This is a genomic window from Marinobacter sp. (genome assembly GCF_040904845.1).
Classification (GTDB): Bacteria; Pseudomonadota; Gammaproteobacteria; order Pseudomonadales; family Oleiphilaceae; genus Marinobacter.
Window position 1 is genome coordinate 1 of record NZ_JBBDSR010000079.1, and the last position, 22,904, is coordinate 22,904.

The 22,904-nt window shown below is 57.1% G+C and carries 18 protein-coding genes and 1 tRNA gene; 8 read left to right on the top strand and 11 right to left on the bottom strand.

Features of this window, described 5'->3' with window-relative positions; all coding sequences use genetic code 11:
* Window positions 1-3: 3 nt before the first annotated feature.
* Window positions 4-80, bottom strand: a tRNA-Pro gene (locus tag WD429_RS10670).
* A 159-nt stretch (window positions 81-239) separates the two neighbouring features.
* Window positions 240-1,883, bottom strand: coding sequence for an FMN-binding glutamate synthase family protein (locus WD429_RS10675; protein ID WP_368422174.1), 1,644 nt, complete (start codon window positions 1,881-1,883; stop codon window positions 240-242).
* A 240-nt stretch (window positions 1,884-2,123) separates the two neighbouring features.
* On the opposite strand from WD429_RS10675, the gene WD429_RS10680 reads away from it, so the two are divergent.
* Complete coding sequence (locus WD429_RS10680) at window positions 2,124-3,713, top strand: BCCT family transporter (RefSeq protein ID WP_368422159.1); 1,590 nt, start codon at window positions 2,124-2,126, stop codon at window positions 3,711-3,713.
* 111 nt (window positions 3,714-3,824) lie between these two features.
* Here the strand turns inward: WD429_RS10680 and WD429_RS10685 are convergent, their stop codons facing one another.
* From WD429_RS10685 to WD429_RS10695, 3 genes are read right to left on the bottom strand one after another with little or no spacing between them, the layout of a single operon-like run.
* On the bottom strand, window positions 3,825-4,775 hold the full coding sequence (locus tag WD429_RS10685; protein WP_368422160.1) for an alpha-L-glutamate ligase-like protein: 951 nt from the start codon (window positions 4,773-4,775) through the stop codon (window positions 3,825-3,827).
* Window positions 4,775-6,295 (bottom strand): inactive transglutaminase family protein, encoded by a 1,521-nt coding sequence (locus WD429_RS10690; RefSeq protein WP_368422161.1) that lies wholly within the window; start codon window positions 6,293-6,295, stop codon window positions 4,775-4,777. Before WD429_RS10690 ends, WD429_RS10685 begins: the two co-directional genes overlap by 1 nt.
* Window positions 6,292-7,002, bottom strand: coding sequence for an ATP-dependent zinc protease (locus WD429_RS10695; RefSeq protein WP_368422162.1), 711 nt, complete (start codon window positions 7,000-7,002; stop codon window positions 6,292-6,294). The genes WD429_RS10690 and WD429_RS10695 overlap by 4 nt, the downstream gene beginning before the upstream one ends.
* Before the next feature lie 359 nt (window positions 7,003-7,361).
* Between WD429_RS10695 and WD429_RS10700 the strand changes: the two genes are divergently transcribed.
* Window positions 7,362-8,645, top strand: coding sequence for a DNA recombination protein RmuC (locus tag WD429_RS10700; RefSeq protein ID WP_368422163.1), 1,284 nt, complete (start codon window positions 7,362-7,364; stop codon window positions 8,643-8,645).
* Between the two features lie 6 nt (window positions 8,646-8,651).
* The gene (locus WD429_RS10705) at window positions 8,652-9,539 is read left to right on the top strand and encodes a hypothetical protein (protein WP_368422164.1); all 888 of its coding nucleotides are present in this window, start codon (window positions 8,652-8,654) and stop codon (window positions 9,537-9,539) included.
* 1 nt (window position 9,540) lies between these two features.
* Here WD429_RS10705 and WD429_RS10710 read toward each other — a convergent pair whose 3' ends face one another.
* Window positions 9,541-10,563: an AraC family transcriptional regulator gene (locus WD429_RS10710; RefSeq protein WP_368422175.1), complete on the bottom strand. Its 1,023-nt coding sequence runs from the start codon at window positions 10,561-10,563 to the stop codon at window positions 9,541-9,543.
* Between the two features lie 173 nt (window positions 10,564-10,736).
* On the opposite strand from WD429_RS10710, the gene WD429_RS10715 reads away from it, so the two are divergent.
* Both WD429_RS10715 and WD429_RS10720 read left to right on the top strand, forming a co-directional pair.
* Entirely contained in the window at window positions 10,737-11,858 is a 1,122-nt protein-coding gene (locus WD429_RS10715) for a CaiB/BaiF CoA transferase family protein (RefSeq protein WP_368422165.1), read from the top strand.
* 112 nt (window positions 11,859-11,970) lie between these two features.
* A complete protein-coding gene (locus WD429_RS10720) occupies window positions 11,971-12,333 on the top strand; it encodes an EF-hand domain-containing protein (protein WP_368422166.1) in 363 nt (120 codons plus the stop codon).
* Window positions 12,334-12,404: 71 nt separating this feature from the next.
* Here WD429_RS10720 and WD429_RS10725 read toward each other — a convergent pair whose 3' ends face one another.
* From WD429_RS10725 to WD429_RS10735, 3 genes are all read right to left on the bottom strand, one after another.
* Window positions 12,405-13,589, bottom strand: coding sequence for a PilT/PilU family type 4a pilus ATPase (locus WD429_RS10725; RefSeq protein ID WP_368422167.1), 1,185 nt, complete (start codon window positions 13,587-13,589; stop codon window positions 12,405-12,407).
* 234 nt (window positions 13,590-13,823) lie between these two features.
* Complete coding sequence (locus WD429_RS10730) at window positions 13,824-16,625, bottom strand: hypothetical protein (RefSeq protein WP_368422168.1); 2,802 nt, start codon at window positions 16,623-16,625, stop codon at window positions 13,824-13,826.
* 295 nt (window positions 16,626-16,920) lie between these two features.
* Complete coding sequence (locus WD429_RS10735; RefSeq protein ID WP_368422169.1) at window positions 16,921-17,694, bottom strand: enoyl-CoA hydratase; 774 nt, start codon at window positions 17,692-17,694, stop codon at window positions 16,921-16,923.
* A 141-nt stretch (window positions 17,695-17,835) separates the two neighbouring features.
* Between WD429_RS10735 and WD429_RS10740 the strand changes: the two genes are divergently transcribed.
* The gene (locus tag WD429_RS10740) at window positions 17,836-19,350 is read left to right on the top strand and encodes a fumarate hydratase (protein WP_368422170.1); all 1,515 of its coding nucleotides are present in this window, start codon (window positions 17,836-17,838) and stop codon (window positions 19,348-19,350) included.
* A gap of 15 nt (window positions 19,351-19,365) precedes the next feature.
* On the opposite strand, the gene WD429_RS10745 is transcribed toward WD429_RS10740, so the two are convergent.
* Entirely contained in the window at window positions 19,366-19,551 is a 186-nt protein-coding gene (locus WD429_RS10745; protein ID WP_368422171.1) for a hypothetical protein, read from the bottom strand.
* Between the two features lie 80 nt (window positions 19,552-19,631).
* Here WD429_RS10745 and WD429_RS10750 point away from each other — a divergent pair, with 80 nt between their 5' ends.
* Both WD429_RS10750 and WD429_RS10755 read left to right on the top strand, forming a co-directional pair.
* Window positions 19,632-20,555 (top strand): hypothetical protein, encoded by a 924-nt coding sequence (locus tag WD429_RS10750; RefSeq protein WP_368422172.1) that lies wholly within the window; start codon window positions 19,632-19,634, stop codon window positions 20,553-20,555.
* A 55-nt stretch (window positions 20,556-20,610) separates the two neighbouring features.
* Window positions 20,611-21,576: an NAD(P)H-quinone oxidoreductase gene (locus WD429_RS10755; RefSeq protein WP_368422176.1), complete on the top strand. Its 966-nt coding sequence runs from the start codon at window positions 20,611-20,613 to the stop codon at window positions 21,574-21,576.
* A 62-nt stretch (window positions 21,577-21,638) separates the two neighbouring features.
* Here WD429_RS10755 and WD429_RS10760 read toward each other — a convergent pair whose 3' ends face one another.
* A complete protein-coding gene (locus tag WD429_RS10760; protein WP_368422173.1) occupies window positions 21,639-22,664 on the bottom strand; it encodes an NADP-dependent oxidoreductase in 1,026 nt (341 codons plus the stop codon).
* Window positions 22,665-22,904 lie beyond the last annotated feature (240 nt).

Here is a 22,904-nt window from a genome sequence, read left to right on the forward strand (position 1 = left end):
AATTGGTCGGGACGGTAGGATTTGAACCTACGACCCCTTGCACCCCATGCAAGTGCGCTACCAAGCTGCGCTACGCCCCGAAACGCTAAATCAGAACCGGCTCTCCAGAACTAGGGTCTGGCTGGCTCTCCACCAAGGTCTCACTCAAAGTTGAGTGTTATCTCAGTGGCTTAGCGGGAGCGAAGTCTACACCAGGCCTGTGCAAAAATAAACAGTGTTTTATCGGTTCTCCGCAAGTTTCAGTGCAACTTGGTTTCCCGTAACTGAAGAACAAATTCCGGGGGCGCAAAGGTTTCGGGCCGGGCTTCGGGCCAGTACTTGTCAAACACCCGCAGACCGGTTTTGCCCTCCAGCAGGGCTCCGGGCGTGAGAAAGGGCAGCAGGTCCATGTAGGACTGCGCCTCGGTCTTCGAGGTGCGCCGAATGATGTGCTCGGGGCCCAGCTCGGAGGGGTGATTCAGCCCCGATGCCTCCAGCAGGTTTTGCAGCGCGTTCAGCGTGTTCTTATGGAAGTTGTAGACTCGCTGGCTCTTGTCCGACACATCCAGTTTGTTTCCCCGGCTGGGATCCTGGGTGGCCACGCCACTGGGGCAACGCCCGGTATGGCAGTTCAGCGCCTGGATACAGCCCAGGGCGAACATATAGCCGCGGGCGGAGTTACACCAGTCGGCACCGAGCGCCAGGGTGCGAGCGATGTTGAAGGCCGAAGTGATCTTGCCGGCGGCACCAATGGCGATGTCCTCTCTGAGATGAGTGCCCACAAGCGTGTTGTGAACCAGCAGAAGGGCTTCCTGCATCGGCATGCCCAATCGGTTAATGAATTCCAGAGGGGCTGCGCCGGTGCCGCCTTCGCCGCCGTCTACCACAATAAAGTCAGGCTTTTTGCCGGTCTGAATCATCGCTTTGACAATGGCAAACCACTCCCAGGGGTGTCCGATCGCCAGTTTGAAACCGACCGGTTTGCCGCCAGAGAGTTCTCTAAGGCGTTCGATGAACTCCAACAGTTCGATGGGAGTGCTGAAGGCTGAATGGCTGGCAGGTGAGACGACATCCTCGCCTACGGCAACACCTCTGGCTTCCGCAATTTCCGGTGTCACTTTGGCTCCCGGTAATATGCCACCATGACCGGGTTTTGCCCCCTGAGATAGTTTGAGCTCTATCATTTTTACCTGGTCGAGTGTGGCATTGGCGACGAACATGTCTTCGCTGAAAGTGCCGTCCGGGTGGCGGCAGCCGAAATAGCCGGACCCGATTTCCCATACCAGATCCCCGCCGGGTTCCCGGTGGTAGCGGGAAATAGAGCCTTCACCGGTGTCATGATAAAAGTGGCCCTTATTGGCACCAGCGTTGAGGCTCAGTATCGCGTTGGCGGAAAGCGAGCCGAAGCTCATGGCTGAGATGTTGAACACGCTGGCGCTGTAGGGTTTTGCGCATTGCTTTCCGATCAATATGCGAAAATCACTGTTGGTCAACTGGGCGGGTTTCAGGGAGTGGTTCATCCACTCATAGCCTTCGTCGTACATGCCCAGCTGGGAGCCAAAGGGACGCTTGTCCAGAACGTCCTTGGCACGCTGGTAAACAATGGTGCGCTGTTCCCTCGAAAAGGGGCGCTCTTCCGTATCCGACTGGATAAAGTACTGACGAATTTCCGGCCCGATGGATTCGAGAAAATATCGCACATTGGCGAGGATTGGGTAGTTCCGGCTGACCGTACGCCGTCGCTGAGAAACGTCCCAAACTCCCATCACGGTCAGCACACCGAACATTAACGGCAGGATATACCAGCCGCCGATAGAGAGGCTGAGTGGCAAGGTGATCAGCAGTCCCAGTACGCTCAATGCGAAGGCGGTGTACCGCATGGGGAAGGTTCTGGTTTTCTCCATCATGTCCTCGTGTTTCGCCATTAAGTTGCAGGTGAGTGTACCGAAATTAAATGTCAGGTGTGCGGTGGTCCGATACTTTGCCTGCTCAGGCAGATGGTAATGGGCATTTTGGTCTACGCTTTGCCCGTCGATGATCCTTTGTCACGTCTTTGATGTTTTGAGTTCAAACTACTAGACTTGCGTTCTTGTAACCTTTGAACCTTAATTTTCAGTAATCAATCCGAACAGGAGGCGCCAAACGTGGGCGACGTTGTAAAAGACGAGTACCAGACGGATTACGTCGCAGGCCAGGATAATGTCAAACCCTTTGGCCTCGATTTGCATACACCGGTTTTTCCGATTACTGCGGTACTGGTGATTCTGTTTGTTGTCGGGACTTTGATGTTTCCGGGGCAGTCGAAAGAGTTGCTTGATGGTGCGAAGCTCAGCATCATCGAGTCGTTTGACTGGTTTTTCCTGCTCAGTGCCAACGTCTTTGTGGTGGTCAGCATCGCATTGATCTTTCTGCCAGTTGGCAAGATCCGCATTGGCGGTATGGACGCCAAGCCTGAGTTTTCGACGTTATCGTGGTTTTCCATGCTATTTGCTGCCGGTATGGGCATTGGCCTGATGTTCTGGGCGGTAGCGGAACCTGTGGCCTACTATACGGGCTGGTACGGAACACCGTTTAACGTGGAGGCCAACACGCCCGAGGCGCTGGATATGGCCATGGGTGGCACGATGTACCACTGGGGTCTTCACCCTTGGGCAATCTACGCGGTTGTTGCTCTGTCGCTGGCGTTCTTTGCGTACAACAAAGGTATGCCACTGACCATCCGCTCCGCATTTTTCCCGCTACTGAAGGACCGTGTTTGGGGCTGGCCGGGCCATATCATTGATGTGTTGGCGGTGGTTGCCACAATCTTTGGTCTTGCAACCTCACTGGGCTTTGGTGCGCAGCAGGCGGCATCGGGTCTCGATTATCTGTTTGGGGTGTCTTCTGGCATCAACGTGCAGATGGCCATCATCACTGGCGTTACGCTGGTCGCACTGATTTCTGTCCTGCGGGGGCTCGACGGCGGCGTAAAGCTCCTCAGTAACTTCAACATGGCGCTGGCGGCGATTCTGCTGTTCTTTATCATATTCGCTGGCCCGACCATGACCATCATTGAAACGATATGGATTACGTCGTCCACTTACGTAGCCAATGTGGTGCCCCTGAGTAATCCGTTTGGTCGTGAGGACGAAACCTGGTTCCATGGCTGGACCGTGTTCTATTGGGCCTGGTGGATCTCCTGGTCACCGTTCGTTGGTATGTTTATCGCGCGGGTCTCCAAGGGCCGCACGGTGCGCGAATTTGTGACAGCGGTACTGGTTATTCCCACGGTCATCACCGTGGTGTGGATGAGCGCCTTTGGTGGATCAGCGCTAGAGCAGATTCAGCAAGGGGTGGGTGAACTGGCCGAGAACGGCCTGACCGACGTGTCTCTGGCGATGTTCCAGATGTTTGCGAACCTGCCATTCACTGGCATCCTGTCATTCATTGGTATTGTTCTGGTGCTGGTGTTCTTCGTGACCTCTTCAGACTCCGGCTCGCTGGTTGTTGACAGCATCACCGCCGGCGGTAAAACCGACGCGCCGACCGCTCAGCGTGTGTTCTGGGTTGTAATGGAAGGTGCCATTGCTGCAGCGCTGATCTTTGGCGGCGGTGAAGATGCACTGGGCGCGATACAGGCCGCAGCTATTTCGGCCGGTCTGCCGTTCACGCTCATTCTGTTGATCATGACTTGGGGTCTACTAAAGGGCCTGACGCATGAGCGTAAACTACTGATCGCCGAGGGTAAGCTGTAAAGCGAGCGACTGGCGAACACAAAAAAACCGGAGCTTCTGCTCCGGTTTTTTTGTGCCTGACCTATCATTCAGGCTTGCTCCCTCACGCATATTTAGCAAGGAAACCGGGGTTCAGTGCCGGCTTGCGAAGATGTCCATAGCGTGGCGTGCCCGTGTTTCCGGGGTGAAATGGTGTTTTTTGAGGCTTTCAATCGCCCGTAGGCGTGGCAACAGACCGCGACCGTTGGCCATCTGAATCGCCAGCCCGGGCCGGGCATTCAGTTCAAGCAGCAGTGGGCCCTCATTGACATCCACCACAAGATCCACGCCCATATAGCCGAGTCCGGTTGCTTCATAGCAGCGAGAGGCCATGGTCAGCATTTCTTCCCAGTCGGCAATGTTGATGTTTTCCAGGGCAAGCCCGGTGTCAGGATGAAGCATGATGGGGCGGTTGAACTGAACGGAATTCAGGCTTTGCCCGCTGCCGATATCCAGGCCAACACCGACAGCACCCTGATGAAGGTTTGCTTTACCATCGGACGCCTTCGTTGCCAGCCGCAACATCGCCATTACCGGGTAGCCCTGGAAAATGATGATGCGGATGTCAGGCACACCCTGGAACGAGTATCGGGCAAGCCCCGGTACCGACTGCACCAGGTCTTCGACAATGGCGACGTCCGGGGTGCCGGCCAGCGAGTAGAGCCCGGCAAGAATGTTCGACAAGTGCCGCTCCAGGTAGCTGGCAGGCACACGAGCGCCCGATGCCTTGACGAATTCATCGCCGTCGCGCCCGGTGATCACGGTAATGCCTTTGCCGCCGGAGCCCTTGGCGGGCTTGATGGCAAAACCATAGAGGTCTTCGGCCAGGGTGCGGAAGTGGGGAATCTCATGCTGTTGTCGGACGACCTGCAGCAGCTTTGGCGTTTTCACGCCGTATTCCGCAACCGCGAGCTTGGTTTTCAGCTTGTTGTCGACCAGCGGATAGGATGTACGATCATTGTACCGGGAAATGTAATCCACATTCCGCCGGTTCATGTTGAGCATGCCCATTCGCGTCAGGGCGCGCGGTGAAATCCAGTTCATCAGTCGTAAGCCTTCATCGGTGTGAATCGACGAAGTTCGCTGAGCTTGTAGCCAGTGTACTGGCCCATCAACAGAATCAGCCCCAGTACTGCGAAATGCAGTTCGGGGAAATTGAAGGTCAGGTGGCGAGAAAGAGGTGCGTCCATGACCAGGAACGCACAGATGGCGACAAACAGGCTGCCCGCACCCTGCACCAGAACTTCATGGGCACCTTCCTCTTCCCAGAGGATCGACATGCGCTCGATCGTCCAGGCAATGATCACCATGGGGAAAAAGGTCACGGTCATCCCGGTATTGAAGCCCATATGGTAGCCGGCAATACTGAGCCCGGCGGTAATGAAGATCACCAGAATAATCAATGCGGATATGCGAGAGACCAGCAGCAGGTTGAGGCTGGACAGGTAACTTCGCATCAGCAGACCAATGGCGACCACGGATGTGAAGGCAATCAGCCCCGGAACGAGCGTTGTCTGCACAAAGGCAACTGCGATCAGCACCGGCATGAACGTACCGGAGGTGCGAATACCAATCACAATCCGCATGAACGCTACCATCAACGCCCCGAGAGGCAACAATAGTAGCATGCGGAACATACTCTGCTCCTCTACCGGCAGTTGGTAGAGGCTCAGGAAGCCCAGGCCGTTGTCTTCCGCCTGCATGGCGGCCAACTGGATAGCGGGAATGGTCTGCCGCAGCATCGAGAAGCTGACATTGGATGCGCCGCCCCCGGTCACATCCAGCAGGGAATCCGCGCCCTGTCGCCACAACAGAACGTCTTCAGGCAAGCCTTGCTCCCCGGTTTCGGGATCAAACGTCAGCCACTCTTCGCCGTCATAAATTTGAAGGTAGGGGCTCAGAGGCTGCCGGCGGCGTGCATCTTCCAGAATCAGGCCATCGGCGGTTCGGGCTGAGATGCCCGCATGGTTGAGCATGCGAACCAGCAAATCAAGGTAGTTAGTGCCCGATACCAGCAGCGTGGTGTTCTGGGCCTGAGTGTCTTTCGGCTGCATCAGGCGGATGAGTTCGCGGGTCATGCTTTCTGGCGTGCTGGAGCGCTCCTCCGCCTGCTGTAGCACCTCCCTCACGGCCGTCGCCTGAGGTTCTTCCCAGAACACCGCCATTGGTTTTGGCGCGCGATGGGGGCGGTCGGGGTTGGCACCCGGGTCTGGAATGAACTGGGTCTTGAAGTACAGCGTTTGCTCACCGGAAACGTCACGCTTGGTCCACTCAGCGCGCCTGGTGCCGTCTTGATCGACGATAGAAAAGCCGAACCCCGGAGAGGCGGCCTGCTCAGAAAGAATGCGGAAACCGGGGGATTGTTCGGGAATGTTCAGGCTGGCCAGGAGAGGCTCACCGCTTGCCTCGAAATCGATGCGGGCCTCAACCATCCAGACCGGTTGCTGCTCACCGGTCAGCCATGGGATGCCGATCTCAATGTGTCGCCAGGTGGCTATGGAAATACCCGCAATGATCAACAGGGCAATGGCGGCAAAAAACGGAACGCGCGAGCGGGATTTCACGATTCATCTCCGTTCTGGTTGATCAGAGAATCCGGGAGTTCAGTCGCGAATTCTTTGCCAACGTCTATCAGCATGACATCTCTGAGTATGTTGCGACCGATCAGCACGGTGTGGGAAAGGTGTGAGCGATCCGTCAGCGTGAATTCGGCGACTTGCTGGTGATCACCAATCGCAAACTGCAGCTCAACCACCACGCGACGGTCGGCTTCGTCGGCGCTGCTCTGAATGACCCTTACGCGACGAGACACCTCCTTCTCCATGCTGACTAAATCGTCGGTATTGGGGACCGGCACTTCAAAGCGCACCCAGTTACTGCCATCCCGTTCGAACCGCTGAATATTGCGCGCATCCAGAGAGGAGGTTTCGGCACCGCTATCGATGCGGGCGTTGTAGATCAGGCCCGGGCCAGCGAGGTAAAGCTTCTCAAGCTCACCCACAATGACCTTGCCTTTAAGCCGGTCAGCGCGGCCTTTCGAGCCTATATCGGTGGCGGAAGGTGGTGGGCAGGCCCGGGCGGAAACGACAGGGCAGGTGGGCTTTTCAATTTTTTGCTCAATCGCCTGCAGGATGCTCTGAGTCGACTCGGTGTTTGTTTCCACCAGCTTTTCGTGACGGTTGCGGGCGTTGCTTTCCATGGTCACCAGCGTGGCACGCTGAACCTGCACGGACCCTTTGATCTCTTCAAGATTATTCTTCGGTACCATCATATAGCGGTCCGCGGAACAACCTGAAAGCGCAATCAAAAAAGCGAGGGCAGCCAGCGGCCTACCGCAAACGAAATGCGTTGATAACATGTAAGATCCCTGAGCCTGCGAACCTGGATGCCTGAAAACCCGGGCTCGCCGTGAAGACGTGCAAATTCCTGCAGTAAGATACTTGCTGCCGTAGTATACAACAACCGATGTGTGTGTTCGCTTTACAGTTGGTTAAGGGTAGGAAAGTTTTACAATTTTACGTAGATTTTCAGCTGTGTGGGTGATTTGGGGCACCCGACCGGAACACTCTTCCCTTTTAGTTTATATTACGATCTGAGCCCATAGGTGGATGTAACGCACAGGAGGAAAATGTGCCCGAAGCTATTACAGAGACTATCCAGAACCAGCCTGTCGTCGTCTGGGCGGTGACGGCGCTTGTCGTGATCGTGGGGGTGCTGGTTGTCTTGCTGGTCAGAAGTGGTAGGGCCCGGGTGGTCCGCCTGGAGCTGGAGAACAGCGATCAGGCACAGCGGATAGAGACTCTGGTGGCCGAACTTGGCGATGCCCGTGTGACCTTGCGTGAGCACGATGTGACACTGGCGACGGAGAGACGTGCCGCGTCTGAAAAAGTCGCCTTACTTGAACGCAACCGGGAGGCGTTGAAACAGGAATTTGAAAACCTGGCCAATCGGATTTTTGATCAGAAAAGCGAGCGCTTCAGCCAGCAGACCCGCACCAGCCTGGACACGTTGCTCAATCCCTTCCGGGATCAGTTACAGGATTTCCGCAAGCGGGTGGAAGACGTATACACCTCCGAAACCCGCGACCGCCAAGCGTTGCGAAGTGAAATCAAATCCTTACAGGACCTTAACCGACAGATCACAGAAGAGGCTGCTAACCTTGCCAGCGCTTTGAAAGGTGACAAAAAAATTCAGGGCAACTGGGGTGAGCTGATTCTGGAGCGGGTGCTGGAGCGTTCGGGCCTGCGCAAGGGCATAGAGTACGACACTCAGGGCAGCTACCGAGACAGTGACAAGCAGTTACTGCGGCCGGATGTCATCGTCAACCTGCCTGACAAGCGCCATCTGGTGGTGGATTCCAAAGTCTCCCTGGTAGCCTACCAACGGTGGGCCAACGAAGAAGACGATGCCGCCAGAGGGGATCTGCTGCGTCAGCACGTGGAGGCAGTACGAACCCATATCCGGACGCTCAGCGAGAAAGACTACAGTCAGTTGAACGGGCTTCACTCGCCGGATTTCGTGTTTCTGTTCATGCCCATTGAGCCGGCATTTGTGGCGGCCTTCCAGCAAGACGAGAACCTCTTCTCAGAAGCCTTTGAACGAAAGATTATTGTGGTAACACCGACCACGTTACTGGCTACACTGAGAACCATTGAAAACATTTGGCGTTATGAGCGGCAAAGCCAGAACGCTCGGCAGATTGCCGATCGCGCCGGAGCGGTCTATGACAAATTGCGGGTGTTTGTCGAGTCGATGGAGAAGCTTGGCACCCAGTTGCATACGGCACAGGGCAGTTACGACGCAGCCATGAACACCCTGACCCGGGGCCGGGGCAACCTGGTGTCTCAGGCCAACCGCTTTGTGGAACTCGGGGTGCGTGTTAAAAAAGAAATTGCGGACAATCAGCAGGAGTAAATGGTCATGGTTAACGTATTTTGCTCAGGGCGGCGCGGGGTTCGTGAAGGGGGTCGTGGCGGGTTTTGTGGCGGGCTTCGTGGTCTGGTTCTGGCCTCACTGCTGGTGAGCCTGGGGGCCCAAGGCACATCGTTGGCACCGGAGCATGAGGTGCACCGCCTGATGCTCGCAACAGAAGAGGCCGTGTCAAACGGTAACTGGGGCGAGGCCGGAGGTTACCTCAATCGGCTGCAGCGCCTGGAAGGCGACAAACCGGTGGATTATTACTATTTCCGCGGGCGGGTGATGCAGGAATCCAGCCACTTGAACGAAGCGCAGTCAGCGTTGGAAAACTATATTGGCCGGGCAGGTGCGGAAGGGAACCATTATCAGGACGCTCTCAAGCGGATCACCGACATTGAAAAAAAGCGCGACGAACGCTCAAGAAAAGAGCATAACCGGTCGGACGAGGGCGAACCGGTGGCCGTTATCGAGCCGGCCGGCGAACAGGCACCGAGCGATTTGAGAAGTCTCTATTTGGTGGACTCTGACCGCAAAGCTCTGACCCTTCACCTGAACAGCTTGCTGGATCTGGCCAGTTGGCGAGCGGATCAGCGAATTGTACGGCTTGATGCCCCGGCAGACGTGAGTTATCGGGTTGCGTCCGATGACAGCCGAATCGAGATTCAGGAGTCTGCCCGGGAAAGCGATGACCGGGTGAGTAAGAGCACCCAGTCCCTCGACGTCTATGGCGTAAGCCCCCAGGTGCAGTGGGATTGCCAGGCCGCCGCCTGTTGGGTATACGATCCCAGAGACGGTTCCCGGTTGATGAAGCTGAGTCCTGACCAAAACCGGGCCGAAGAAATCGCCAGTACCCTGGGGCGTTTGATCCGGACACTTCAGGCCCCGAGCTGAATTATTCGCCCCCGGTTGCCTGGCGTTCTCCGCCGCGATAGGCACCGGGGGTTACCCCCGTCCATTTCTTGAACGCACGGTGGAATGTCGAAGGCTCGGTGAACCCGACCTTGCTGGCGATGTCATTGATCGGCAGGTCCTGCCGGCCGAGATAATAGATCGCCATATCCCGCCGTAGCAAATCCTTGATCTCCTGAAACGAGGTGTTCTCCTGCTTGAGCCTGCGTCGCAGGGTTTGCGGGCTGGTGTGCAACGCCGAGGCGATCCATTCGAAATCCGGCAACGGCCGGGAAAAATCCCGGCCAATCAGCGTCCGGATTCGGCCGGTAAACGTGTTGCTCTCATCGGGCCGTGACAGTAAATCCGCCGGTGAGGTTTTCAGAAACTGATGCATTTCCGACCGGTCGCGGATCACCGGTGCTGAAAGAAAGCGCTTGTCGAAGGTCAGCGCCGTGCGGCTGGAATCAAACGCCAGCGGGCAGTGGAAAATGTGCCGGTACTCATCGCCATGTGCAGGACAGGGGTAATCAAATTCTGCCTTCATAAGCTCCACGGGCTGGCCGATCAGCCAACTGCCCAGGCGGTGCCAGATGACCAGCAGGCTTTCCCGCATGAAATACTGAGGATCGCTGATGTCCCCCTCGATCGCCGTGACCAGCTGAGCAGCGTCGTCTTTGACTCGCAGCTCCATGGACACCATGGGCTCGAACAGCCTTGAAAACTGAAATGCCTGACGGTAGACCGCTTCCAGTGTGGGGCAGTCGATGACCAGCGCGCACATGGTGGCAAAGGTGCCTGCGCGGCACTGGCGGGGCCCCAGCCCCATGAACTCGTCATCCATACAAGTCCAGAGTACCTGCATCAGGCGGCTGAACTGATCGCTGTTCACCCGGGCCTTCTCGATTTTCAGCAAATCCGGAGCAATGCCAGCTTCCTGCAGCATATCCCGGGTGTTGAAACCGGCGCGCTCTGCGCCCATCAGGGCTGCTTCTACAAAATGCCTTGAAACCGTCAGGTTGGACATGCCACTCGCAATTCTTTGGAAAACGAAGTCCATCATAAAACCCCCGCGCAACAATGCAACCGCCTTAGGGCGCAAACGCTGGTAGAAATGGTCAACCCAATTGACGGAACCCGTAGTTGGCCTGATCGGGAAAAATCGTCACGATAGGCGGAACAACCGACAAGGAGACACCCATGGCAGGTCCACTGACCTCATTAAAAGTTCTCGATTTCAGCACCCTGTTACCCGGACCCTACGCCACCATGTTATTGGCGGACATGGGGGCCGATGTTCTGCGCGTGGAAGCCCCGGGCCGGATGGACCTGACCCGTGTGATGCCGCCCCACGATGGTGGTGTGAGTACCGCGCACGGCTTCCTTAATCGGGGTAAACGATCGCTCGGGCTGGACCTGAAAAAAGACGGCAGTACCGACATCATCAAAGATCTGGTGCGCGAATACGACGTCGTCATCGAGCAGTTCCGCCCCGGCGTCATGGACCGGCTTGGTATCGGTTACGACACCCTGAAAGCCATCAACCCCGGGCTGATCTACTGCGCCATTACCGGCTACGGCCAGACCGGCCCCTATGCCAGTCGCGCCGGCCACGACATCAACTACCTGGCACTGGCGGGCGTATCCAGCCACTGCGGCCGTGCTGACAGTGGGCCGCCGCCCATGGGTATCCAGATTGCCGATGTGGCCGGCGGTTCGCACCACGCCGTCATGGGCTTGTTGGCGGCGGTCGTTCATCGCCAGCAAACCGGGGAAGGGCAGTTCATCGATATCAGCATGACCGACGCGGCCTTTGCGCTGAACGCCATGTCTGGCGCTGCCTGCCTGGCGGGCGGCCAGGAGCAGATGCCGGAAAGTAGCCTGCTCAATGGTGGCAGTTTCTACGACTACTACCAGACCGCCGATGACCGCTGGCTGTCAATCGGCAGCCTGGAGCCGCAGTTCTCCGCCCGCCTGTGTGACACGCTTGGCCTGGGTGAACTGAAAAGCTACGCCCAGAGCCAGAACCCGGAACACCAGCAAAAGCTTAAGGCGGCGCTGAAAGCAAAAATCGCTGAAAAGCCATTGGCGGAATGGCAACAGGTATTCCAGGAGCAGGACGCTTGCGTGGAGCCCGTGCTGACCATCTCCGAAGCGGCGGATCACCCGCAGTTAAAGGCTCGGGACATGGTGATGGGTGTACCCCGTGGCGATGGCAGCGAACAACGGCAAATCGGCTTCCCCATCAAGTTCAGCCAAACGCCCTGTGCCACGGGCAATATCGGCAGCAAGTTGGGGTCGGACAACAGCGACATTCTTTAATGATCTAAAGGCGTGGCAAGGTTAATAAAGCGTCATTGGTAATTCAGGTGCCCCAGGGCTTTAATGGAATGGCAGTTAACCATAGATCAAAAAATGATCAAGGAGGTGCCTGATGAACATAAAAACCCTTAGCCTGTCCGCCCTGATGTCCCTGGCGTTAGCCGTACCCGCCGTTTACGCCGCCGATTCCAGCGACATGGGAAAAGAGGCCACCGGCGGTAGCGCCAGCGATACCATGGATGAGCAAAGCACCGGTTCCGCCGGGCAGGGCATGCGCTCTGGATCGTTCAACGAAATGGACGCAAACCAGGACGGCATGCTGACCGAAGACGAGTTGAACCTGCACGGAAGCACGGCTGCCGGTAATCCAGGTGAAGCCAAGATGTCCGGCCAGCAAACCCGTGACATGATGATGGAGAAAGATACGGACGGGGATGGTCAGCTTACTCAGGATGAGTATGAGAGTATGGAGTGAGTTTCAGCCAGTGGCCCTTGGCCACTGGCTTTTTCGTGCACCTCTTGAGGTGTAGTCTGAAAAGTCCTCGATCAGAGTGGTGCAGCATCCTCGTCATCGCCCTCTTCCTCGATGTCCTCCAGCGTCAGATCATTAATGGACAAAGACTGTTTGCCTGATGTCGATTCGTTCCCAGCCCCGGGTGCGCTCTCGCCTTGGGAGAGTTTGATCCGTAGTCTGAGATTATTTGGTGAATCGGCATTCGCAATTGCATCTTCGAGGGTTACCCGACCGGCCTCGAAAAGTTTGAACAACGCAGCATCAAATGTTTGCATGCCCAGGTTCTCGGACTTTTCCATGATTTCTTTAATTTCTGGCAACCGGTTCTTGAGTATCATTTCCTGTATGGTTTTGGTGCCCAGCAGCACTTCCACTGCCGCACAGCGTTTACCATCAGCCGTTGGCACCAACCGCTGGGAGACAAAACCCCGTATATTCTGGGCCAGGCTCATCAGCAGCGCCGGCCGCTTCTCATCTGGAAACAGGTTGATAATGCGTTCAAGCGCCTGGTTTGCGTTGTTGGCATGCAGGGTAGAAATGGCGAGGTGCCCGGTTTCAGCAAACTCCAGTGCATGCTCCATTGTCTCACGATCGCGAATTTCGCCAATCAGAATAACGTCCGGTGCCTGACGCAGAGTATTCTTCAAGGCATTTTTAAAGCTGCGGGTATCGACCCCAACCTCACGCTGGTTGATGATCGACTTCTTATGCTTGTGAACGAACTCAACCGGATCCTCAATGGTGATGATATGGCCACCTACGTTACTGTTACGGTAGTCAATCAGAGCCGCCAGCGAGGTTGATTTACCAGAGCCGGTACCGCCTACAAAGAGCATCAGCCCGCGCTTGCTCACTACCAGATCTTTCAGAATGGGCGGCAACCCAAGGTCGTCAAAGTTGGGTATGTCTGTGTTGATATTACGGGCGACGATCGCAACTTCGTTACGCTGCCTGAATATATTAATGCGAAACCGGCCGATGCCTGGCAGAGAAATGGCCAGATTCATCTCCAGATCGTTGCTGAATACTTCCCGCTGCTCACTGTCCATAATGTTGTGAGCAATGTCAGCAACTTCTCCTGGCTTCAGAGCTTCGCGAGACAGGGGCTTCAAGGTTCCCTGAAACTTCGCACAGGGTGGTGCTCCGGTACTCAGGTATAGATCGGAACCATCGTTCTTTGAGAGGATATTAAGGTACTTGTCGATGGGCGTAGTCAAAGCGCGTTCTCCTGGCGTCAATTTCTTCCGGGGCGATTCATTCTGGTTTAAGTATATTGAAAAAGCGTCGTTAAATCAGCAGGGTCGCCGTGGGTTCACTCTAAGCATAACGGACTTAGTGAGCCGAGAAGGGCGTGTGGCTGTGGTTTCTGTCTGGTTGGTAACAAGGCGATAAAAAGGAGCCCCGCAAATGCGGGGCTCTTGGTTAGTGGTCGAAACAGCGGGAATGTTTGTCTAGTCCTGCTGGATGACTCCGCTATCCGTGACGTCCACTGAAGCTCCGCCGTTTAAGAAAAAGAACGAAGCTGCCTGCCCAACCATTTCACCAAACACCCGGCTTTCTTCCGTTGTGCCAGTGGAAGGGAACACGGGCGTGCCATGATTACCTTCGATGTAGCGAGTGATACCTGCCGGATCAAGTACTACATTGCCAGTGGCGACGGTGGTTGCCTCAAGCTCGGTCGCCAGTGGCTCGGTACCAGCCAACGGGGCCTGGAAGGCGTTACCCAGTGTGTCCGGGAATGCGTCGTTCGGGATCACCGTATCACCCACTATTTCGGACAGCAGGGTGGGGGTGCTGGAGGTCAGCAGGTTGTCAGCGAAGTTGATCGGGTCAACCGTGTCGAGGGCCGCCTGGAAGACGTTAAAGTAGGTTTCCAGGTTGGCATCGCCTTGCTCAAGACCCGCTGCGGCAGCAAGCCCACCAAGAATTGCAGGAGAGAATGTCGGGGAATTTTCCAGCAGGCGAACAATGCCACCGCCCGGAGTCAGCATGTTGGCGGCAAAGATATCGTCGGAAGTCTTCACGCCTCCGAACTGAACCTGGTTGGCGTTGACGGATGCCACATAAGGCGTGCCGTTCACGGTGCCCAGGGAGTGGCCGATGAAGAACACGTTGTCGGTAGCCAGGTCGCCGGTGCCATTGTCGTCTAAGTCGATTTCACCCAAGGACGCGCGCAAGTTCATCAGGTCAACGGATCCCTGTCGCAGGTTGTCCCGGCCAGTCAGGAAGTTGGACAGGTTGATGAACAGGCTGCCGGAAGAGCCAACCGCGTTCTCGGGATCGAACACCATTGGAGTTGGCTGGTTGTTGGCGTCGGCAGTGAGGTTGAAATGACGCTCGTTGCCAGTGGGCTCCAGGCCGGGAATGGTGCTTCCGGCCCGGGCAACAGTGCTTTCTATGCCCAGTGCGCCAGCGAGAGACGCCTGTGCATCCGGCCCACAGTCTCCGGCAAGGATTGAGGCTTGGGCTGCCGCAATCTGGTCTTCGTCAGACGGATCGGTAATGGTCTCGTTACACTGACTGTCTATGTTGATTGTTACTCCAACGGAGAACAACTGGTCGACTACCGCCTCACGATTTTCTTCAGTATTCAGGGCCGGGTCGCTGGCCTCCAGCAAAGTGCCGGCAAGTTCCAACTGGTCATCGACCGAAAATGGCGAAACACCGTGCAGAGGCTGGTCAATGGCTACAACGGCGGTTCCGGTGGCATTGGCCAAGGAACTGCCGAACGCCAGGGCGGCGCTGCGGTCAGTGGTAATGCCGTGTTGGAAGACCACCACGGGCGTGGTGCCGTCCATCGCGGCGCCAGTAGGATAAATGACCAGCATGGGCACCATCACTTCCTCGGTTTCCTTGGGGAACGGGAAGATGTAATTCACCGTAGTGGAGACCGTGGGGTCGGCCTGGGGAATCTCCAGCCCGAGATCTGCGAAAGCTGTGTTCATGGCAGATGCCAGTGTGTCATCGGCCTGCCAAGAATTGGTCACCAGCTCCGCACCACTGGTACCCAGGTAATAGGGCAGGGTGATGGTACCCTGAACAACATTGACATCGCCTGGGTCCAGGAAGTTGGTAAGCAAAACCGATACTGAGGTGGCATCCTGCGCATCGTCTGCCGATGCGGTGACAGTGCCGGCGGCTGGAGTTGGCAGCAGGTCGGCGAAACCGCCCATGGCGCTCGGTGCGGCGGCCAGGTTGACGCCAACACACTCAATAGCGTCCTGGTCAGTTTGGCCGTCACAGGGTGCTCCACCTTCGAACAACGTGGCAAGGGCCGCCTGCGTATCCTCATCCGGGAATCCCGCCACAGCGCCATCAGCGGCAAGGTTTACATCGCTGAAGTCCACTGTCTCATCAGCGTTCAGGTCAAGTTGGCCGTTCACCACGGCTTTGGCGGCGGACACACGCAGGAAGGTGGTCAATTGGTCGGCAAACCAGGCCTGGGGTTCAGCAATATATTGCAGCACCTTCTCATCGTTGGACGTCGTGAAGCTGTAGCTCAGGGCGATGTCGTCCGAAGTCAGCCCAGCGCCAACGGCACCGAAATAGGCTTCGGCAATGGGCTCCCACAGACTGTTAATCAGTGTCCTGACAGGTGCCAGAGTGGCTGTGCCCAGCGGCTGGGTTTCGTCGGTCAGGTTGTTGTAGGAGGGGGATTGGATGGTGGCGTCACCATTTATGTCCGTAATATCCTTGGTGACGGCAACAATATAGCGCTTGCGGGGATTAAGCGGCTTGAGCGGCAAAATCCTGATGGCTGAAGTTCCATCGAGGGATACTACTTCAGTCTGGAACTGGGGTAGCGCACTGGGACCGCTAATGGCCAGCTCCAGTGTTGGGGGCTCTCCCGCGCCTAAACCCTGCACCGGGTCGCCACTTGCGTAGGCAAGCTCAATCAGGAATACGGATTGATTGGCGACAACCGTGTCGGCATCAATCTGTCCATTAAACTGGACGACTGGCGGGGCGACGGTAGAGGCACCACTCAGGGAATTCAGGGCAGTGGTAACAGGCGGAGCAGTGTCCGTAACACGGAAGGTCCCATCGCTGGCTACCGAATCAAAGATCAAATCATTAGGAACCGGAAGCTCACTGGTCACCGGATTAAAAAGCGGCCAGGTTTTCCCGTCAATGGCTGGGTTACTGATCTTATACTCCGGATTCGCATTCTTCCCCGACCCGGCGCTATCAAAGCACCCCGTCAGCCCAAGGGACGACGCCACCGCAAGACTTAATAGTGTTTTCTTGAACATGGGTGTGGAACCTTTTCCTGTTGTTGTGTCGTTATGGTCGGCCAGTGACGGGGCCGGTCCGGTCTGGTCCGGTAAACCCTTTGTCAGAGGCCTGTTCTTCTAATTCGGTTGTCTGAAATTGTTGTAGCCAGCGCTTTGTGCCAATTTCTGTAACTTTGACTATAGCGACAGTATGGCAACAGTTGATCAGCCAAAAGTGTGATTCTGGCTTTTCGAAGCCTTCCCGCACGGTTGGAGATTGGCCTGAACCAAAAATAGTTGGCGCTTAGGCGTTTGTCGAGTTTCGCCGGGGCGCTCAGTCAAACTTTGAGAAGTCGGGTTTGCGCTTTTCCATGAAGGCTTTGAACGCTTCAGCGGCTTCTGGAGATTTCAGGCGTTCGGCAAACTGTTCCCCCTCGGCGAGCATGGTGTCCTTCAGTTGCTCCCGCGTCGGGCGGTTGAGCAGTTCTTTGGTGGCGCGGATGGCGGCGGGGGCCTGGGCGGCCAGTTTGTGGCAGGCGTCCAGGGCGGTGGTTTCGGTGTCTGCCGGGTCACATATCCGGTTGATCAGCCCCAGGCGGTCGGCGTCTTCGGCGGTGAATGCACTGCCGAGCATCAGCAGTTCCGCTGCGCGTACCCGGCCTAGCCAGGTGGGCAGCAGCAGGCTGGACCCGCCTTCCGGGCACAGGCCAAGATTGGCGAACGGCATCTGGAAGCGGGTGTTGTTTCCGGCGAACACCAGATCGCAGTGCAGCAGCATGGTGGTGCCGATGCCGACCGCCGGGCCGTTAACGGCGGCAACCACGGGTTTGTTGGCGCAGGCCAGCAGGAACAGGAAACGGCCGACTGGAGTTTCTTCGAAGTCACCAGGCAGGCCCGCCGCGAAATCGCTGAGATCGTTGCCGGCGGTGAAGCATTCGTCATTGCCGGTGAACAGTACGCAACGGATATCAGCATCGGCGTGGGCCTGTTCAACGGCGTCACCGAGAGCGGTGTACATGGCGTGGGTGAGGGCGTTTTTACGGTCTGGCCGGTTGATGCGAACCACCAGTACCTGGCCCTGTTTTTCGGTGAGGACGAGATCGGTCACGGTGTCTCCTGATCTTGTTGTTGGTTAATTAATTAGGATGGTACCTTTTTTCAACGTCTGTCGCATGCCCCGTCCCGGCGGTTTCTGGTAAACTCCGGCTTCCAATTTTTGCCTCTATAAACCCAAACTGATGAGACGCCTATGACCACCGTAATCCGCCAGGACGACCTGATCGAGAGCGTAGCGGACGCGCTGCAGTTCATTTCCTACTACCACCCGAAAGACTTTATTCAGGCTGTGTACGAGGCCTATCAGAAGGAAGAGTCCCAGGCGGCCAAGGATGCGATGGCGCAGATCCTGATCAACTCGCGCATGTGCGCCCAGGGTAAGCGGCCACTGTGCCAGGACACCGGCATTGTGACGGTGTTTGTCACGGTAGGTATGGAGGTGCAGTGGGATGCCGACATGGCGCTGGACGACATTATTAATGAAGGCGTACGCCGCGCCTATATGCATCCGGACAACGTGCTGCGCGCCTCTATTCTGGCGGACCCGGACGGCAAGCGCACCAACACCAAGGACAACACCCCGGCCATTATCCACTATAAGATTGTGCCGGGTAATACCGTGGATGTGCACGTAGCCGCTAAGGGTGGTGGCTCAGAGGCCAAGTCCAAATTCGCCATGCTGAACCCGTCGGACTCGGTGGTGGACTGGGTGCTGAAAATGGTACCGCAGATGGGCGCGGGCTGGTGTCCGCCGGGCATGCTCGGCATCGGTATTGGCGGTACCGCCGAGAAAGCGATGGAAATGGCGAAAGAATCCCTGCTGGATCCGATTGATATTCACGACCTACAGGCCCGTGGCGCGTCCGATCGCTCCGAAGAGCTGCGCCTGGAGCTGTTCGACAAAGTGAACGAGCTGGGTATTGGTGCCCAAGGCCTGGGTGGCCTGACCACGGTGCTGGATGTGAAAGTGAAGGATTACCCCACCCACGCCGCCAATAAGCCAGTGGCGATCATTCCGAACTGTGCCGCCACCCGCCACGCGCACTTTGTGCTGGACGGCTCCGGCCCTTCACTGCAAACGCCGCCGAGCCTGGACGACTGGCCGGAAATCACCTGGGAAGTGGGTGACAGCGTGCGCCGGGTGAACCTGGATACCGTCACTCCGGAAGACGTAAAAGACTGGCAGCCGGGCGAAACCGTATTGCTGTCCGGTAAGATGCTGACCGGCCGAGACGCCGCCCATAAAAAGATGGTGGACATGATCGAGAACGGTGAAGAGCTGCCGGTGAGCATGAAGGGCCGCTTCATCTATTACGTCGGCCCGGTAGATCCGGTCCGTGAAGAAGTGGTCGGCCCGGCTGGCCCCACCACCGCCACGCGGATGGACAAGTTCACCCGCACCATGCTGGAAAAAACCGGCCTGACCGGCATGATCGGCAAAGCTGAGCGTGGCCAGGTGGCGATTGACGCCATTCGCGAGTTCGATGCGGTTTACCTGATGGCCGTGGGCGGTTCCGCGTACCTGGTGTCCAAGGCCATCAAAAACGCCGAGGTGGTGGCTTTCCCGGAACTGGGTATGGAAGCCATCTATGAGTTTGAAGTGGAAGACATGCCGGTAACCGTGGCGGTGGACTCCAAAGGCTCCTCGGTTCACCAGACCGGCCCGGCCGAGTGGCACGAGAAGATCATTGCCGCCAAGGCCGTCTGACACTCTTAATCGAGATTAAGACGAGCAACTGATGTTGAGGCGCTTCCCCCAGTCCGGGGGAAACGCAGGGCGATCACGTGCTCGGTCATGGTTGAAACACACCATGCGGGCGTCTTTCAGCGGCGTTGGCTGCGCACGGGTGTAAAAGCTGCCCGGAAGCGAGAGATACCGATGGTTGACCTGAAAACCGTTTATGCTCATGTAACGTCTATACTCCCATCTGGTACAAACCTGCTCTGTTCAGATCATGAAAACACATTGCTCACAGGACCGTCACCGTAATGGATCAATCCGTTCTCGAAACCGTTCAGGCGCTGATCGATCAGGAAGCTCTGCCTCCATCCTACGTAAGCACCGTAGAGCGGACCATTCTGCCGCTGGCGGAACACATTGCCGAGCAGTTCCAGCAAAAACAGGCCGCGGTGATTGTCGGCGTTCACGGCGCTCAGGGCACCGGAAAGTCCACATTGACGCTGTTTCTCAAACAGCTTCTTGACCACCATTTCAACGTGCGCACGGCCAGCTTCTCGCTGGATGATATCTATCTCACCAAGGTTGAACGTGAACACCTGGCCCAGAGCGTTCACCCACTGCTGCTGACCCGTGGAGTGCCGGGCACGCACGATGTCGGGCTTGGGGAGCGGGTGCTGGATCAATTGCTCGCCGCGAGTGCCGGAACGCGGGTTCCTGTGCCGGTCTTTGACAAGGCGATTGATGACAGGCTTTCCGAAGATCAGTGGCCCGGATTTGAAGGGCCGGCCGACGTGGTGCTGGTCGAGGGCTGGTGTATGGGGGCTGTGCCGGTGAAGGATCGCCGCGAGCTGTCTGCCCCAGTGAACGCACTTGAGTTGTCGGAAGATCCGGATGCGATCTGGCGTCACTATGTGAATGACTGCCTGGATGACGGTTACCGGGCGTTTTTCGAACGGATGGACACTCTGATCATGCTGAATGCGCCGTCCATGGAGTGCGTACTGGAATGGCGCACGCTGCAGGAGCATAAGCTGGCTCGCCGCCTCGGAGATGCACCAAAGGAGGGTGGTAGCGTACAACCTCTGAGAATTATGACCGACGATGAGGTGGCCCGTTTTGTCATGCATTACGAGCGCATCACCCGGCGGTGCCTCGCGGAGATGCCGTCGCGGGCAGATATTGTGATAGACGTGGCTGAAGACCACAGCTTGGGGCTGTCCAAACGCGAGTAAAGTTCGTGTTATGCTCCCCCATCAGCAATGAACCACCGGAGCATGCAGAATGATGATGAAGGCGATCAGGGTTGTCGGTGACGAATTGGCGTGGGAGCCGCGTGAAGCACCTGCGGAGTTGCCGGAAGGGCACGTCAGCATTGATGTGGCATGGACCGCGATCAATCGAGCCGACCTGATGCAGAGGGCGGGCGCGTATCCGCCACCGCCGGGTGCGTCGGACATTTTGGGCCTGGAAGTCAGCGGCACCATCGCCGAGGTTGGTGAGGGCGTGAGCGGCTTTAACGTCGGTGACGAGGTATGTGCCCTGTTAACCGGTGGCGGATACGCAACCCGCGTGATGGTACCGGCGGTTCAGGTGCTGCCGGTGCCCAAAGGACTATCCCTGAAGCAGGCGGCGGCGGTACCGGAAGTGTTCGCCACGGCCTGGCTGAATCTCTATCAGGAGGCTGCCCTGCAACCGGGTGAGAAAGTGTTGCTGCACGCAGCGGCCAGCGGCCTGGGCACCGCCGTTATCCAGCTTGCTACCGCTTTCGGCAACCCGGTTTTTGCCACCGCCGGTGACGATGAGAAACTGGCGGTGTGCCAGAAGTTAGGTGCAAGCGGCACCTGGAATCGCCGCAACGGCTCGTTCGTGGACGCAGTGCGCCAGTGGGGTGGTATCGATATGGTGCTGGACCCGGTTGGCGGCAGCTACATTGCGGATGACCAGAAAGTTCTGAACGCCGACGGTCGCATCGTATTGATTGGTCTGATGGGCGGGCGCTCAGCCGAAGTGGACCTGGGAATGATGTTGATGAAGCGTCATCGCCTGATCGGGTCAACCCTGAGGTCGCGGCCGGTGGCTGTAAAAGGGGACGTCATGCAGGCGTTGCATCGCCATGTGTGGCCGCTGCTGGGTTCAGGTCAGATTGAACCGATGATCGACAGCGATTGGCCAATCGAAGAAGCGGCGGAAGCCATGGCCTACGTGGCCGCCAACAAAAACACCGGCAAAGTGCTGCTAAGCGTCAACGCCTGATCCGTTGCAGAGCGTAGGTCGGATTAGCGCCGCCCCGCGGCGCGTAATCCGACAAATCGTGCTCAATCAGCCACATGCACCAGCTGTTTGCCAAAGTTCTTGCCCTTCAGCATACCCTTGAATGCCTCAATCGCACTCTCCAGCCCTTCGGCATGGGTTTCCCGATATTTCAGTTCACCGGCGGCTATTCGATTGGTCAGGGTGTTGGTAATTTCCTGATGCTTGTCCTGCCATTCCGTGACCAGAAAGAAGCGGTGCTCGGGCACCGGGTCCAGCGCCTTCAGAACGTGGAACGGCGTTTCTACCTCGGCGATGTTGGTGGCGTTGTAAGCTGATACATAGCCACAGATAGGTACGCGCGCGCCCTCATTCAGTAGTGGAGCAACCGCGCGAGTAACCGCACCGCCAACGTTCTCGAAATAGATATCGATGCCGTCAGGGCAGGCCGCTTTCAGGTCAGTTTCCAGATTCCCGGCTTTGTAGTCCACGCAGGCATCGAAACCCAGTTCCTCAACCACAAAACGGCATTTTTCAGGCCCACCGGCTACGCCGACTACGCGGCAGCCTTCTTTTTTGGCGGTTTGACCCACCACCGTGCCAACCGGACCGGAGGCGGCGGACACCACCACCGTTTCACCGGCGTTGGGTTTGCCGACATAGGTGAGGCCGCAGTAGCCGGTGCGCCCTGGCATACCCGCGACGCCCAGATAGGTTTGCAGAGGTACCTTGTCTTTTGGGTAGATCTTGTAAACCATCGGCGCATCGGCCGGAAAGGTTACGTATTCCTGCCACCCGGAATAACAGGTGACCAGATCACCGACCTTGAGTGTGCTGGAACGGGATTCCACGATTCGTGCCACGCTCTCACCCACAATCGGCTCATCAATGGCGATCGGGTCCATGTAACCTTTTGCATCATTCATGCGGGGGCGCATGTAAGGGTCGAGCGACAGCCAGAGCACCTGGGCGACGACTTCGCCATCTCCCGGGGCGCGAACGGGTCGCTCTTCCATGGCCAGGTCGCCGTCCTGAATCTCGCCCTGAGGGCGCTGCTTAAGCACAACTGCGTGGTTTGTGTAATCGCTCACCGTCATTCTCCATTGCTCTTTGTAGTGTTAATTGGTTGCGTAATGAAACCAGATTGAGTGAATCAGAGAGTGCAGCAGAATGGGTTTGGGGTCAACCTCTCAACCTGTGGAGTGCGGGGTTACATTCGGGGCCCTGATCGTTATAATCGAACGCGCTCAGGATGAGCCCGGAAAATACATACCTCTCTTCAGGGACCGAAGACATGCCCCAGGCAAGCGGACTGCAGTTCACCGCCACCA